This is a genomic window from Bacillus sp. T33-2, assembly GCF_002860205.1.
Lineage (GTDB): Bacteria > Bacillota > Bacilli > Bacillales > Cytobacillaceae > T33-2.
Genome location: NZ_PGVB01000004.1, coordinates 62,517 through 76,264, shown reverse-complemented (window position 1 = coordinate 76,264; position 13,748 = coordinate 62,517). Strand labels below are relative to the sequence as shown.

The window sequence follows — 13,748 nt, the reverse complement described above, 5'->3', positions numbered from 1 at the left end:
AACAGTAGTGGATGATTTTAAAGATTTCATCTGTAAAACGGCATATCCAATCAGGCTGACTGATAAAAGCAAAGGAATCAGGGAAATCATTAAAATTTTTTGTTTTAGTTTCATGCTGTAAGCTCCTTTCCTTTGCTACGGCAGTAGCTGGACTTTACCTTCTGATAGATTTTCCCTAAAAACGTCCAATTGCTTTTTTTCTTCTGGCGAAAGCGTAATGACCCTTATAGGAGCAATATCAATGCCACTTTCCTTGATACCAAGTTTCATTTGTTTTTCCGATAGTTTTCCCGCTTCAACCATTTCCTTTACCACGTTGTAGATGGCGACATCGACACGCTTCAGCATTGACGTGATCACAGCCTTTTCTGCCAGATAAAATTGGTCGCTGTCCACACCAAAAGAATAAACCCCTGATTTCTGGGCTTCATTCAAAACACCCACTCCGGTAAATCCGGCAGCAGGGTAAATATAATCAGCCTGTTGCTGGATCATCTCTGCCGCAATCTGCCCGCCAAGCTTGTCGTCGCCAAAGCTTCCTGCAAAGCGTGAAAGGATCCTTGCGTCGGGGTTCACAGCTTTGACACCCTCAACAAAGCCTTTCTCAAATTTTCGGATGAGGGGAACATCCAATCCGCCGACAAACCCAACGACATTGCTGCTTGTTTTCATGCCAGCGATCGCCCCGATTAAGTAGGAACCTTCTTCCTCCTTAAATGTAACGGAATGTACATTTGTCAGGTCAGATTCTGAGTCAATTAGCAAAAAAGAAGTTTTCGGATACTTTTTTGCGATTTTATTGACGGCCTCCTGCATTGAGAATCCGAGTCCGATAACTAGGTCATTGCCTTGCTTTACCAGCTCTTCTAAGCCTTTTTCATATGTTTTTGTGTCCGCAATTTCCTTATAGTCAAAGGAGACGCCCATTTCATCCCGTGCTTTTTCAAGACCGGCGAAGCCTGCATCCGAGAAGGATTGGTCGCCCAAGCCAGCATCAGATAGCATGATGCCTATTTTTATCCTGCTTTTGGTATCAGATTCCTGGGATTGTTTAGAACATCCAGAAACTGCAATAAACAAGGAAAATGAAAACAATAAAACCAGTGCCTTTTTCAAAGAAGATCATTCCTATTCAAAGAATATTTTGTCATAAACTTTATAACGGCCATTATGTAAAAAGGTTAAACACAAAAAAGAAGTTTTAATTTTGTATTTGTTATGAATTTAACAAATTTTCAGTGTGACTGTCATTTTGCAATCCGGTTTCCCAAAAAAATAAACGCATGGCAAGTAGCCAGCGTCCATTATGTGGAGCATGTTAGCTGCCCTTATTTTATTCTCGGGAGAGCTGCCTTTATCCTGCTGTGCTTTTTTTCTATGGAATGCGGTGTTCTATCCATTATCGCAGCTATCTCCTCGAAGTTCATTCCTGTGCTGACTAACTTTAATAATCGTTTTTCTTCCTGGACAGTCCAAGCCTTGTATTTAGTTATAGTTTTGCTTGTTTTCCTCTCGAATTCAACCCACTTCGGTTGTGGCGGAAGTACATGTGGAGATAGTTTCGAAAAATCAATTTTATCTTTATTGTCAGCCGCCCAACTCCAAAATAGCTCTATATCAATAAAGGTAAACCTTTTTGAAGTATGAGTTACTCGCTGGACGGAAGCCAAACCGTGTCTCCTAATCCAGCCCATAACTGTATTGCGGTCCACCTTCAGGATCTTTGCAAGTTCACCAGCTGTTAGCATCCCAGTGTGTATTTTTGTACTGGCTGATCCCTTTTTTCTCTTTAACGTCATTTCAATTGTATTGACCGGTTTTCCCAGCTTGTCAGCGATCGTTTTTAAAGGAATTGCTCCCAAGTTCTCCTCTATAAAACGTAATTCTTTTTGCAAGTCTGGCATAGCAATTAAAATAACTCCTTTCCCTCTCCTTAACTTTAAGAACACTGGCTGCCCTTGTGAAATGATGGACCGTTCAATCCGGACAGATAATCCTGCCCGGCCAGATTTCTGTATGCAAAATCAAGGTTTACCAAACAATCTTTTCTGATTTTTTCATCGCATACGAAATCGTGTAACAGCTCTCTCTGTAATGTTTTATATTTTTTATACATCTTGTCTTCAGTCGAAATTCCCAGTGGGCTTTTAGCTGAATGGTTGAGAATTTCTCTTTCAAAAAAGTCAACCGTACCAAAGAAAAATGCCACAGTGATCAACCGCCCTTTCCGTTACATAATGGGTGAATTGGCACCGATACGAGATATTTGCCGGTTTCGTGTCTGTTCTTCGTACAATGCAACCAATTCTTTGTCATCAAGTGATAATATGTCATCCTTGCCTATGTGTGGGTTTACTATAAATAACTCGTTCTCAAATTTTTCACGCTCAAGTTCACTTAGGTAATAATGTTTTAAAATAATCAAATCTTTGTCGCTCTCTTCCTCATTACTATATAATGCGCCGTGAAATATTCTGGACTCCTGGTGGCTCTATCGGGTGGGGTGACCGCTTGATGATCTCATATCTGGCATGATTGACAACCGTACACGCATTTTCGATTTCCAGTTGCCTGCCTAATTCCTCGGCATGTTTACTATGACAGAGTTTTCCCGGACAACTCTCACTTCGCCATCGATTTCTGTATCCGCTCTGGAAAAACGGATCGTATCGCCAATGTTCACAGACTTGCCGGCTTTTTTTATCATGTGCTGGTTTCCTCCTTCTTTCATAGTGATACAACTAAAAAAGCCCACTCCAAAAAGAGTGGACAAAGTCGTTAAAGCCATCCTTTAACGAATATTTATTAATCCGACTTTTTGGCAACCCGACTATCATAGTGTCCCCACCTTAGACTCGCGGCTTTGCGTCCTTACCTTTCAGCAAGTTTGCCTTTATCAAATTATTACTTTTATACTAAAACTTAGTAATAGAATTATCAACAATTTTCGCCAAAAATTTACATAACAAAGCAAAAATAGTAAAAATGACCTAGTTTAAATTACGATTAAGAGGATAACAATGTGTTCTTATCCTCTTGGAAGATGCTCTATTCGCGTTTATAAAATGAGGAGAAGTGCCAGAAGCGGGTTCACTCAGGATTGAAACTTTAACTGTTCAGAAACGTATTACGAATAATAGCCAAAATGGAGGTAATAACGATGCTTAAAAAAATGATTGAATCAATATTAAAACAGAAGCTCAACAAAAGACATTACAGTTCAAGTGACAGGCATCGCCATCACAGGCATACCGGACATGGCCACCATTACTACAAGCGGAAACACGGCAGCAAGGGCTTTTTCTCACGTGGCAGCAGCTTCTTCAGCAGCTGATAGAACAAGTGAAAAGCTTATTTTTTAGCACATGTGCTGCGGGGCTGTGCCTTAACGCACCTGATTGGAAGGAATTTCGATGTTAAAATCAATTATTCTAGGAGTTTCTGATGCTATAGAGCCTAAAATGGCGGAGGGCTATACAGTTGATGGCCGCTACCGGGTCGAGCAATATCTGGGATCCGGTAGCTACGGACGAAGTTACCGCGTATTCGACAACAAGCAGGGCTGCCAAGCTGTCCTAAAAGCACTTCGCCTCCAAAAAAGGCTGTCACAGCGAAACATAAGCAGCTTCCGCAATGAAACAGAATTGCTGCGAGGTTTCATTCACCCTGCGTTTCCGCGTTTTTATGAATGCGGGGAATTCAATAAGATTCCATATTTCACGATGGAATATATTAATGGAAAAACTTTTGAGCAGCTAATTTTCTCCGAAGGAAGAATCTACAATGAAAATGAAGCATTGTCTGTTGCCATGAAGCTTAATGAGATCATCGGCTATCTCCATAGCCAGCAAATCGTGCACAGGGATGTCAGGATACCGAATATCATGATTGTCGGGGACGAATTAAAACTGATTGATTTTGGGCTGGCCAGAAAGCTTTCGAGTGGTACCCGTCATCCTGCAAAAAAGCCGGCCAAAAACCCGTACAGGGAACTTTCAGTGTGCAGCGATTTTTATGGCCTCGGGCATTTCCTGCTGTTCTTGCTTTACTCTGGCTATACACCCGAGCATGAGCAGGCAGAGGAAAGAAGCTGGGAAGATGAGTTGCAAATCAGCCTTCCCGCACGGCAACTGATAAGGCGGCTGCTGCAGCTTGACGAGCCTTACGATGACTGGCGGTACGTCCAGGAGGAATTATTACGCATTACAGATCTTCAAGCCATGTCCTGATCTGCTGCAGAATAGAGTCTAAACATAAAGAGGGTGCTGCAAGTGGGGCGCCCTCTTTTTGTGTTGTCATACATACACTATTCACCTAATTTTCTTTGAGAAAAAGCTGAAATCCACAAACTTACAAAAGAGAATAACAACAGTGGGAACATGAGCGCCAATGCCAATGAGTTGAGCATTGCCGGCGGCTGGTTGCCACCGCTGTTCAGCACGCTGAATACCATGACCGGCAGCGTCTGTGTTCTTGGTCCCGAGATTAAAAGAATAATCGTGAAGGCACTGAACATGCGGATTAAAACATTAATGGCCGAGGCTGTAATGCCGGGAACCAGCTGAGGGACAATGATCCTCCGGAATATGCTCATCCTTCCCGCTCCCAATGAGTCGGCGGCCCATTCAAGCCTTGCATCGAGCGATTCTATATAGGGAATTAAAATGAACACCGAATAAGGAATTCCAATAATCAGATTGACAATGATAAGTCCCGGAATCATTTCATCCAGTCCAATCGCATAAAAGATTGAGGCAAACTGAATGGCATAAACGAGCTCGGGCAATGTAAAAGGCATTTGGAAGATTCCTGCCTTGAGTGAAATCAAAATCCGTATTCTCAACGGGTATAATTTCACTTGTAGGTATGAGCTCTTCATTTCGCTCAACAAACCGATCGCTTTTTAAAATTACCAGTGTTCCAGAATATTCCTTTCCAGGCACCAGATAAATCAAAATACTGCTAACAGAACTGAATGTTATGTTTCCTTATATGTGGATGGTTTGAAATCTGTATAATTCTGCCATAATGTATAATGTCCAGAGTCATCCTTAACATGAAGTTCATATAATTCGTGACTGGTGGTTCTCATTTAAACATTTTACAATGAGGTGATCGTATGACGTTACAACGCACGTTTATCATGGTAAAGCCTGACGGGGTAAAACGGGGATTAATCGGAGAAATCATCAAACGGTTTGAGAATAAAGGTTTTACTTTATTACATGCACAGCTTCAAACTATTGACCGCAGCAAAGCAGAATATCACTATATGGAACATCAGGACAAATCATTTTTCGGTGAATTGGTGGATTTCATTACATCCGGGCCTGTTTTTGCGATGGTTTGGGAAGGCGAAAATATAATTGAGGTTTCCCGTCTCATGATCGGAAAGACGAGTCCACTGGAAGCACTGCCAGGTACAATCCGAGGCGACTTTGCAGCTATAAAAGAAGAGAATGTAATCCACGGTTCAGATTCCCTCTTAAGCGCAGAACGGGAAATCGAAAACTTCTTTGGCCTGCTGAAACGGCCAGGCTTAGAAGACGATTATCCATTCGAAGACCGGCGTTCAGTTTAAATATTATTTTTGAAATCCCCTTAATAATGCTAAGGGGATTTTGTTGTTTGGAAAGAAAGAACCGTTATTTTTTAGCTTTGTCTCATAGCTTCAGCAAATAGAAGCCAATCAAGATCATGATCTAAAAGGAATTTTTAACATAACTAATTGAGCTTGCCGGCAATGAATATCAAATTCAAGTATTAATGAATGTCTTTTTTCTTGAACCGGCCGCCACGAACTTCCGCAATATCTGCAATTGCCAGGAAAGCAGAAGGGTCAATATCACGTATGAGCGAAGTTAATTTGGACTCTTCCAGGCGTGTGATCACACAGAATATTCACTTTTTTATTGTCTCCAGTATAAGCACCTTCACCATGAAGATACGTTACACCCCTGCCTAATCTTGCAGATATGGCGTCCCCTATCTCTTCCGCTTGTTCACTAATGATCCAGGCAGATTTGGATTGTTCCAAACCATCCACTACAGTATCAATTGCTTTCGCTGCAACAACGTAAGCTAAAATAGAGTACATAGCACGGTCCCAAGTGTATACGAAACCTGCTGCACCTAAAATGAAAACATTGAAAAACATTACGATTTCACCAACTGAAAAGGGAACCCTTTTATTGATCAGGATGGCCATGATTTCTGTCCCATCCAAAGCCCCACTATTCCGTATCACCATTCCGATTCCGACCCCAACGAACATGCCTCCGAATAATGTCGCAAGCAACAAATCCTGCGTAAATGCGGGAATTGGATGAAAAAGTGTTGTGAAGATAGATAAAACCGTGATTCCGTAGACCGTTGAAAAGGCAAATGTCTTACCTATTTGTTTATAACCGAGATATACGAAAGGTAAATTTAAGACAAATAAAAAGATTCCTAGTTCTATGCCGGTAATATGAGAGAGCATGATCGAAATCCCTGTAATGCCTCCATCGATTACATGATTAGGCACTAAGAAAATTTCAAGTCCTGTTGCCATGGATAACGCACCTGTTGTAATGGCAATTACACGAATAACAATCTGAATTTTTGTCAATTTCCGATGTTTTACATTTTGGTTTACAAGCTCACTCATGTATTACCTCCTTGATTCTAATTGGTTATATCATATCAAAAAATAAGGCAACTTATAATCTTAATGATGTCAGTAGTTAAATCACTTATTATTTTTTTAGAACTACCCGTTGGCCTCAATACATTTCTGGCTCTCTATCTACTTTGTAGTACGATGATATGAGGGGGCATTTCGTAGTTATTTTACGGCATGCAAAAACACCCCCAGCCATAGATTAAGCCGGGGATGTTGTCTTCCTTTTTCATTCCGAAAATTTTACTGACCCTTTAACCTTTCAGACTTAGCCTGAAAACCGAAAAAGTTGTTCAGCAAGGGGCATTTCTTTCATTATCCTGCTTTCTTATTGAACCCATTTGTAAAAATCATCTTGTTCAGCCTGGGAGCTATCTGGAATAGTAATGTGCCGAGAAGCGCGATGATCAGAATGTATATGCCGGCGAATATTTTTAACGAACCAGTGGCAATCCCGGCCATGATAACGGAAAACTCGCCCCTTTGTGTAAGTGATAAGCCTGCTCTCAATGACTCCTTCTTTGTCAGCCCATACCATAGCCCGCCAAAATATCCAACGGCAATTTTATGCACCATCGACCAGATAATGAGAACTATCAATAAACCTAGATGCGGAATGACTGTAGTGAGTTTGATGTGCATCCCGAAATCCAGGAAGAAAAAAGGAAGGAAAATGTTGCGTACCGGAAGTGCGACCTTGATGATTTTCTCCTTTACACCCACCTCGGCTACCATGATTCCGGCGAGAAAAGCCCCGATGACTTCCGAGAGCCCGAGCAGGATGGCAATCCCTCCGTATGTCAGCGCCATCCCGACGACAAGAACAATGAAGGAATCGTCGTATTTTATCTTTTCCAGCAGGTGTTCTATGTTCCTGAAGAAAACCTTGCTGAAGAATATGGCAACTCCAGCCAAGAGGGCAATTTTGAGAAAAATGAATATTAAATCTATTCCAGTAAAACCTTGTCCCTGGAGGCCGATGAGTACAGTGAGGAGAATGGGCGCAATCAAGTCTTCAAATATCAGGACGAGAAGAATAAAGTCAGATTCATTATTATTGGAACGGTTTTTGTCTTCGATTAGTTTCGCAGTGATCGAGGACGAAGTTGCATATACAATGCCTCCTACAAGAAGGGATTCGACCCAATTCAGGCCAAATAGGCAGGAAATAATTGCAGTGACGGCAATCCCAAGGATTGCATCAAGCAGACCGGCCTTCCAGACCTTTTTGCTGTTGGCTTTGAGCCTTTTTAGTGAGAATTTCATTCCGAGGAGGAAAAAGAGAAGGACCAGCCCGATTTCACCAGCGACTTCAATCACTTTCGTATCTTCGAATAACGCGGAAAGGCCGATACCTAAAATAATGAAGAGTAATATATCAGGGATATTGATCATCTTTACGCCAATTATCCCCACGCTGAATAAAATAAGCAGGAATAGCCCGATTGCCAAGGGTAAATTCATCAAACCACACCTTTTTCACATCTGTGCTATCCTCTACCCGAATTTATTTTCAATTATGCACTCTTAAGTTCCCTTTAAGAAATTTAATAAGAAGGAAATCAACTATTAAGTAAAAATTTATATTTCCTTGTCACAAGTTCCTGCACTGTTACTACAAAATGAAAAACGCCTGGTTCGGCAACTGGATCTTCAACTAACGCCCTGTTGAAGAAATTTGTTGTCTGTTATTCTTGAGTGTCTTCGTCACTTTTGTATTCCAAAATGTCTCCAGGTTGGCATTGTAATGCTTTGCAAATTCCCTCTAAAGTTGACAGCCTGATTGCTTTTGCCTTTCCATTTTTCAATATAGAAAGGTTAGCCATTGTTATTCCAACCCTCTCCGAAAGTTCTGTTACGCTCATTTTCCTTTTAGCGAGCATCACATCAATATTGATTATAATTGGCATTGTTTTTCACCTCAGACCGTTAAATCATTTTCTGATTTTATATCAATCGCCTCTTTTAAAAGCCTTTGAAGAACAGCAGCAAAGATCGCAATCACCATTGATGCAAAGATAGGGACCATTCCAATTATGATCAGACCTGGGGCATCGTCTTTCTCTGCTACGACATAAACGAATGGCATCAATACCACATAAAAGGTACTGATTGTGATTGCACAATATTTTATATTCTTTAAAGCTTTAACAGAAATTTGTGAGAAAGCTTTGTTTTGGTCAATATAACTTAAAAGTCTAAAAGCCTGATACAATGCAACGAAAAACGGTATCGCTGATACATACATACCGATTACAATGGGATATAGAATATGGGCATAAACTGGATTCACTGGATTTTTAGCTAACCAAGACAACCCAAATATACACAAAGCAAGAACTGGAGTTCCAATAAGAAAAACTGCCATCCTTAAAAATAGTGTTGACCCTCGCTTCATAAAAAGCACCTCACTTATTATTGTCAATTTGAATTTAACACTCTATTTATCGATTTACAATAATTTTTTATTTATTTATATAATGTTTTTGTTGATAATAAATGTTGACTTTAGACAAAAATAAAGCATTCCCTTTAGTTTAGGTGTATAGCTTCACAAAGCGTAAAAAACAAAAGTCCTTCGAGATTATAATCTCAAAGGACTAACCAGCTTTACAAAGAATATTGACAGATATTCCAACTAATTATGGAAAATTACAACATGAAATGTTATTTTCTTAATTCATCATGGGACAATGTAAATCCCGAGATTTTTATTTATCCTGCATACCGTTATACTATTTATAGGAGGCTGATTAAAATGGAACATGAAAAAAAACAGGAAGAACTTGAGTCGTTGGATGAAGAAACACTATTTATTGTTTCGCAGACCTTTAAAGCCCTCTCAGATCCTACCCGATTACGCATTTTGCATCTATTATTCCAGGGGGAACATTCTGTAAACGATATTGCTGAAAATCTTGGTTTGCTCCAATCAACCGTCTCACATCAACTTCGCTTCCTTAAAAATCTCCGCCTGGTGAAATTCAGAAGAGAAGGTACCACTTTATTTTATTCACATGATGACGAGCATGTAATGAGCATTCTCAAACAAACCATTGATCATGCTTTGCATCATTAATTACATACTCCATGATGGCTAGGACAGCCATTGTCCCGTTCTACCTGAATAGTACTATGCTCAATGCCAAAATCGTCGTGAAGAATGGATTGTGCCTGATGAAGAACATCGTCATGCACTCCCTCTCCTTCGATAGCGATATGGCAACTTAACATCGGAGCTCCTGACGTGATCGACCAGATATGCAAATCATGAACTCCTCTTACATTTGTGATATTTATAAGAGAATTCTTGACCTTTTCCACATCCAATTGTACCGGTGCACCTTCCATCAACACATGAAGGGATTCTTTAGTCACCCTCCAGCCACTAATAATCACCAGAAGGGCCACAATAACACTGGCGATTGGATCTGCGATGCCCCAGCTAATGAAGTAAATTAATAAAGCGGCAATAATCGCACCGAATGAGCCCAGCATATCACCAATGACATGAAGGAACGCACTGCGCACATTCAGATTTTCATCTTTATCCCCCTTCATCAGTATCCATGCAGCCACAATATTAACAAGCAAACCAATGACTGAAATCGTGAGCATTCCCATGCTTTGTACTTCGGGCGGGTCTGTAAAGCGGTCGTATGCCTCAATAAAAATATACAGGGAAATGCCAATCAAGGTGAGGCCATTTAACGCAGCGGCAATAATTTCAAACCGTTTAAATCCATACGTATTACTCTTTGTAGCTTTTCTTTCCCCTAGTTTGATCGCAAAAAAACTTAAACCGAGTGCTACTGCATCACTCAACATATGGCCGGCGTCGGAAAGCAACGCTAAGCTGTTTGTCAATATACCTCCAATAACTTCTACAACCATAAAAGCTGCAATTAAAATAAACGCGGTCAATAGTACCTTCTTGTTTCCAGTATGATTATGAGAATGTCCGTGTGAGTGAGAATGTCCATGATGATGTCCCATTTTATAACCTCCATATATATGAATATATGCTCATATATATTATAAATTGAATGAACTAATTGTTCAATGTTTTTTCGATTTCCAAACATTTATATAAGTGATAGAAAAACGAAATACCGCACAAAGCACAAAAGAGAAGCGATTTTTTTCTTCGCTTCTCTTTTATTTGATTATTATTCCTGTCAGTTATGAAAATCTTTCCGGCTAATTATAGTCGTTCCACAAGTTTTCAAAAATCATTCCGGATATTTACCAATGCAACCCAAATACTTATGGAAAATTACATCAAATGTAATTTTTCAATAATTTACGGAATGAAGGTTTGAACTATCAATGCTTTGTTATGTCTATTTTTCATTTTTTTCCGGAATATTAAACATTATCATAAAGTCTCCAACTGAAATTTTCATTATTAGTCGGAAAAAATAATATCTAGTTTTCTCAATTTATCGGAAAAAATAAGCCCTCACAGCTTAGAGAGATTGTTAATAACAATATGATTGAACTTACCCTTAATAACATCAACCACTTCTATTAGATTATAGTCATGAAAATTTTTATTTTTCAAATATCCTTTTTTTCATTATGGCCAATTCCCCAATTCTAACTCCTGAACGTGTGGTACTTGCATAGGTTCCATCTTTTTTGGAAGCAGCAATTCCCCTGCCCAATCAAACTAAATCGTGAAAATTAGGAAATTGATATAGTACACATGTAGCCAGCCACCCTAGATTTTTGCGTGAAAGGATCCCGTCACCCAACTATGCCGGCCATGCACTTGTCCCGGTTTCGGATAAATAATAGAAACGTTTCGATTTCCAGTTGACCACAAAAATGAAAGCGTTTATAATACAGAAATGAAAGCTATCGAAACGTTTCAATAAGACGATGAAATCCTGGAGGATAGATATGAATGAAAAATTGAACGAATTAATTCAGCAAATGACTTTTGACGAAAAAGTAGGTCAGTTAATGCAATTAGCGACCCCTTTCTTTAAAGGCGCTGCAAACCAAGGTGAAATCACAGGGCCAATGGCAGAGATGGGAATTAATGATGATGATGTACATAACGCAGGTTCGGTTTTAGGTGCTTCCGGTGCCCAGGAAGTAATCAATATCCAACAGGCACATATTGAGGCAAATCGCCTTGGTATTCCATTATTAATGATGGCTGATATCATTCATGGCTATAAAACTATTTTTCCAGTCCCGTTAGCCATTGGGTGTTCATGGGACATGGAATTGGCTGAAAAAAGTGCCGAAGTTGCAGCTAAAGAAGCTTCCGTTTCAGGGGTTCATGTGACATTTGCCCCAATGGTTGACTTAGTCAGGGACCCGCGATGGGGCAGAGTTATGGAATCCACAGGAGAAGATCCTTATTTAAATAGCCTTTTTGCACGTGCCTTCGTTCGTGGATTCCAAGGAAAGGATTTAAAAAATGACCTTAACCGGGTAGCCGCTTGTGTGAAGCACTTTGCTGCATATGGAGCGCCGGAAGGTGGACGTGAATATAACACTGTAAACATGTCGGAAAGGCAAATGCGTGAGTCTTACTTGCCTGCATATAAAGCTGCCTTGGATGAAGGCTGTGAGATGGTCATGACTGCCTTCAACACGGTCGATGGCATCCCGGCAACCGGCAATAAATGGTTAATGAGAGATTTGCTGCGGGATGAATGGGGATTTGACGGCGTCTTGATTTCCGATTGGGGTGCAGTCAAGGAATTGATCCCTCACGGAGTTGCTGAAGATGGAGCGGAAGCTGCTGTTAAAGCAATTCAGGCAGGAGTCGATATCGAAATGATGACAACATGCTATATCGATAATTTAAAACAGCTTGTTGAAAATGGAACCGTGGATCAATCCTTGATTGACGAGGCCGTACTTCGGATTTTGAAGTTAAAACAAAAATTGGGGCTGTTTGAAAATCCAAATCGCGGTGCGGATGTAAATCGTGAGAAAGAAGTTGTTCTCTCCGATGAGCATCGAAAGACAGCTCGAGAATTGGCGGCAAAATCTTGCGTGCTTTTAAAGAATGAAGACTCCCTTCTTCCTTTAACACTAGACAAGAAAATTGCCCTAATTGGTCCGTTTGCCCAGAACGGAGATATATTGGGCCCTTGGTCATGGCATGGCTCAAAAGAGGAAGCTATTAAATTGGATGAAGGCGTAAAAATGAAAATCAATCCTTCTCTCCTTACTGTAGCTAACGGCTGTGACATTGAAACAGGTGCAGAAGATGAACTGAATCAGGCATTGGCGGCTGCAATCCAGGCAGATGTCGTGATCCTGGCTTTAGGGGAAAGCTCGCGTATGAGCGGAGAAGGCGGCAGCCGGGCGGATATTCGTTTACCTGCCGTTCAGCTAGAACTGGTTGCCCAAATTAAAAAATTTAATAAACCAATAGTTGCTGTTTTATTTAATGGTCGCCCTCTCGATCTTCATGGTGTTATTGATGAAGCAGACGCTGTTTTGGAAGCATGGTATCCAGGAACAGAAGGCGGTGCAGCAATCGCCGACATATTATATGGAGATGTGAATCCATCCGGACGATTGTCAATGTCTTTCCCATATTCGGTTGGGCAGGTTCCGGTCTACTACAACCATTTTAATACAGGCCGCCCGAAAGTGTCTGAGACATATGAGCGCTATGTATCTCATTATTTGGATATTCCTAATGAACCGCTTCTTCCGTTTGGATTTGGCTTGAGTTATACAACCTTCCTATACAGCGATGCCAGCTTATCGGCTGAAAAGATGAATGCCGATCAACCTATTACTCTATCAGTGAACGTCACCAATACAGGAGATGTCGCGGGTGATGAAGTGGTTCAGCTGTATATCCGTGATATTGCAGGAGAAATTGTCCGTCCTGTAAAGGAATTGAAAGATTTCCAAAAAATCACTTTGGAGCCGAAGGAAACGAAAAAAGTGACCTTTACAATTACAGAAGAGAGACTCCGATACTATCATGAGGACCTTCAGTATACAAGTGATGCCGGGACTTTCACTGCTTATATGGGGCCAAACAGCAAAGATGTAACCGCTCTGACTTTTAAACTAGAAAAATAGCATTCACGAGGTGAAGACC

At 40.6% G+C, this 13,748-nt stretch carries 14 protein-coding genes, 1 pseudogene and 1 riboswitch; of the genes and pseudogenes, 5 read left to right on the top strand and 10 right to left on the bottom strand.

Going from position 1 to position 13,748, the window contains the following annotated elements; all coding sequences use genetic code 11:
• Positions 1-135: 135 nt before the first annotated feature.
• From CVD19_RS03260 to CVD19_RS24495, 4 genes are all read right to left on the bottom strand, one after another.
• Positions 136-1,116 carry a BMP family lipoprotein gene (locus CVD19_RS03260; RefSeq protein ID WP_101580444.1) on the bottom strand — a complete coding sequence of 327 codons (981 nt, stop codon included), beginning with the start codon at positions 1,114-1,116 and terminating at the stop codon, positions 136-138.
• 212 nt (positions 1,117-1,328) lie between these two features.
• Positions 1,329-1,904: a helix-turn-helix domain-containing protein gene (locus tag CVD19_RS03255; protein WP_101580443.1), complete on the bottom strand. Its 576-nt coding sequence runs from the start codon at positions 1,902-1,904 to the stop codon at positions 1,329-1,331.
• 35 nt (positions 1,905-1,939) lie between these two features.
• Positions 1,940-2,209, bottom strand: a complete 270-nt coding sequence (locus CVD19_RS03250) for a hypothetical protein (protein ID WP_180953489.1) — start codon at positions 2,207-2,209, stop codon at positions 1,940-1,942.
• Between the two features lie 366 nt (positions 2,210-2,575).
• Positions 2,576-2,707 (bottom strand): DUF2187 family protein, encoded by a 132-nt coding sequence (locus CVD19_RS24495; RefSeq protein WP_180953488.1) that lies wholly within the window; start codon positions 2,705-2,707, stop codon positions 2,576-2,578.
• A gap of 110 nt (positions 2,708-2,817) precedes the next feature.
• Positions 2,818-2,902: riboswitch (cyclic di-GMP riboswitch) on the bottom strand.
• A gap of 258 nt (positions 2,903-3,160) precedes the next feature.
• Here CVD19_RS24495 and CVD19_RS24490 point away from each other — a divergent pair.
• Both CVD19_RS24490 and CVD19_RS03235 read left to right on the top strand, forming a co-directional pair.
• Positions 3,161-3,334: a hypothetical protein gene (locus CVD19_RS24490; protein ID WP_180953487.1), complete on the top strand. Its 174-nt coding sequence runs from the start codon at positions 3,161-3,163 to the stop codon at positions 3,332-3,334.
• 79 nt (positions 3,335-3,413) lie between these two features.
• Positions 3,414-4,229 carry a serine/threonine protein kinase gene (locus CVD19_RS03235; RefSeq protein WP_101580440.1) on the top strand — a complete coding sequence of 272 codons (816 nt, stop codon included), beginning with the start codon at positions 3,414-3,416 and terminating at the stop codon, positions 4,227-4,229.
• 77 nt (positions 4,230-4,306) lie between these two features.
• Here CVD19_RS03235 and CVD19_RS03230 read toward each other — a convergent pair whose 3' ends face one another.
• The gene (locus CVD19_RS03230; protein ID WP_142383498.1) at positions 4,307-4,798 is read right to left on the bottom strand and encodes an ABC transporter permease; all 492 of its coding nucleotides are present in this window, start codon (positions 4,796-4,798) and stop codon (positions 4,307-4,309) included.
• Between the two features lie 321 nt (positions 4,799-5,119).
• Here CVD19_RS03230 and ndk point away from each other — a divergent pair, with 321 nt between their 5' ends.
• Positions 5,120-5,581: a nucleoside-diphosphate kinase gene (gene ndk, locus CVD19_RS03225; RefSeq protein ID WP_101580438.1), complete on the top strand. Its 462-nt coding sequence runs from the start codon at positions 5,120-5,122 to the stop codon at positions 5,579-5,581.
• A 182-nt stretch (positions 5,582-5,763) separates the two neighbouring features.
• On the opposite strand, the pseudogene CVD19_RS03220 reads toward ndk, so the two are convergent.
• From CVD19_RS03220 to CVD19_RS03205, 4 genes and pseudogenes are all read right to left on the bottom strand, one after another.
• Positions 5,764-6,649: pseudogene (locus CVD19_RS03220) on the bottom strand (YitT family protein).
• 327 nt (positions 6,650-6,976) lie between these two features.
• Positions 6,977-8,125: a cation:proton antiporter gene (locus CVD19_RS03215; RefSeq protein ID WP_101580437.1), complete on the bottom strand. Its 1,149-nt coding sequence runs from the start codon at positions 8,123-8,125 to the stop codon at positions 6,977-6,979.
• A gap of 224 nt (positions 8,126-8,349) precedes the next feature.
• A complete protein-coding gene (locus tag CVD19_RS03210) occupies positions 8,350-8,571 on the bottom strand; it encodes a helix-turn-helix domain-containing protein (protein ID WP_101580436.1) in 222 nt (73 codons plus the stop codon).
• An 11-nt stretch (positions 8,572-8,582) separates the two neighbouring features.
• Positions 8,583-9,059, bottom strand: a complete 477-nt coding sequence (locus tag CVD19_RS03205; RefSeq protein ID WP_101580435.1) for a DUF2975 domain-containing protein — start codon at positions 9,057-9,059, stop codon at positions 8,583-8,585.
• A 360-nt stretch (positions 9,060-9,419) separates the two neighbouring features.
• Between CVD19_RS03205 and CVD19_RS03200 the strand changes: the two genes are divergently transcribed.
• The gene (locus CVD19_RS03200) at positions 9,420-9,740 is read left to right on the top strand and encodes an ArsR/SmtB family transcription factor (RefSeq protein ID WP_101580434.1); all 321 of its coding nucleotides are present in this window, start codon (positions 9,420-9,422) and stop codon (positions 9,738-9,740) included.
• Here the strand turns inward: CVD19_RS03200 and CVD19_RS03195 are convergent.
• A complete protein-coding gene (locus tag CVD19_RS03195; RefSeq protein ID WP_101580433.1) occupies positions 9,737-10,657 on the bottom strand; it encodes a cation diffusion facilitator family transporter in 921 nt (306 codons plus the stop codon). The genes CVD19_RS03200 and CVD19_RS03195 overlap by 4 nt on opposite strands.
• Positions 10,658-11,566: 909 nt before the next feature.
• Here CVD19_RS03195 and bglX point away from each other — a divergent pair.
• Entirely contained in the window at positions 11,567-13,729 is a 2,163-nt protein-coding gene (gene bglX / locus CVD19_RS03190) for a beta-glucosidase BglX (RefSeq protein WP_101580432.1), read from the top strand.
• Positions 13,730-13,748: the final 19 nt, after the last annotated feature.

What these genes read in the sequence shown, in the direction of transcription:
- CVD19_RS03215 (WP_101580437.1), bottom strand. Translation starts at nt 8,125, where the DNA reads ATGAATTTACCCTTGGCAATCGGGCTATTCCTGCTTATTTTATTCAGC.
- CVD19_RS03230 (WP_142383498.1), bottom strand. Translation starts at nt 4,798, where the DNA reads ATGCCTTTTACATTGCCCGAGCTCGTTTATGCCATTCAGTTTGCCTCA.
- CVD19_RS03200 (WP_101580434.1), top strand. Translation starts at nt 9,420, where the DNA reads ATGGAACATGAAAAAAAACAGGAAGAACTTGAGTCGTTGGATGAAGAA.
- CVD19_RS03210 (WP_101580436.1), bottom strand. Translation starts at nt 8,571, where the DNA reads ATGCCAATTATAATCAATATTGATGTGATGCTCGCTAAAAGGAAAATG.
- CVD19_RS24490 (WP_180953487.1), top strand. Translation starts at nt 3,161, where the DNA reads ATGCTTAAAAAAATGATTGAATCAATATTAAAACAGAAGCTCAACAAA.
- CVD19_RS03255 (WP_101580443.1), bottom strand. Translation starts at nt 1,904, where the DNA reads ATGCCAGACTTGCAAAAAGAATTACGTTTTATAGAGGAGAACTTGGGA.
- CVD19_RS03205 (WP_101580435.1), bottom strand. Translation starts at nt 9,059, where the DNA reads ATGAAGCGAGGGTCAACACTATTTTTAAGGATGGCAGTTTTTCTTATT.
- bglX (WP_101580432.1), top strand. Translation starts at nt 11,567, where the DNA reads ATGAATGAAAAATTGAACGAATTAATTCAGCAAATGACTTTTGACGAA.
- CVD19_RS03195 (WP_101580433.1), bottom strand. Translation starts at nt 10,657, where the DNA reads ATGGGACATCATCATGGACATTCTCACTCACACGGACATTCTCATAAT.
- ndk (WP_101580438.1), top strand. Translation starts at nt 5,120, where the DNA reads ATGACGTTACAACGCACGTTTATCATGGTAAAGCCTGACGGGGTAAAA.
- CVD19_RS24495 (WP_180953488.1), bottom strand. Translation starts at nt 2,707, where the DNA reads ATGATAAAAAAAGCCGGCAAGTCTGTGAACATTGGCGATACGATCCGT.
- CVD19_RS03235 (WP_101580440.1), top strand. Translation starts at nt 3,414, where the DNA reads ATGTTAAAATCAATTATTCTAGGAGTTTCTGATGCTATAGAGCCTAAA.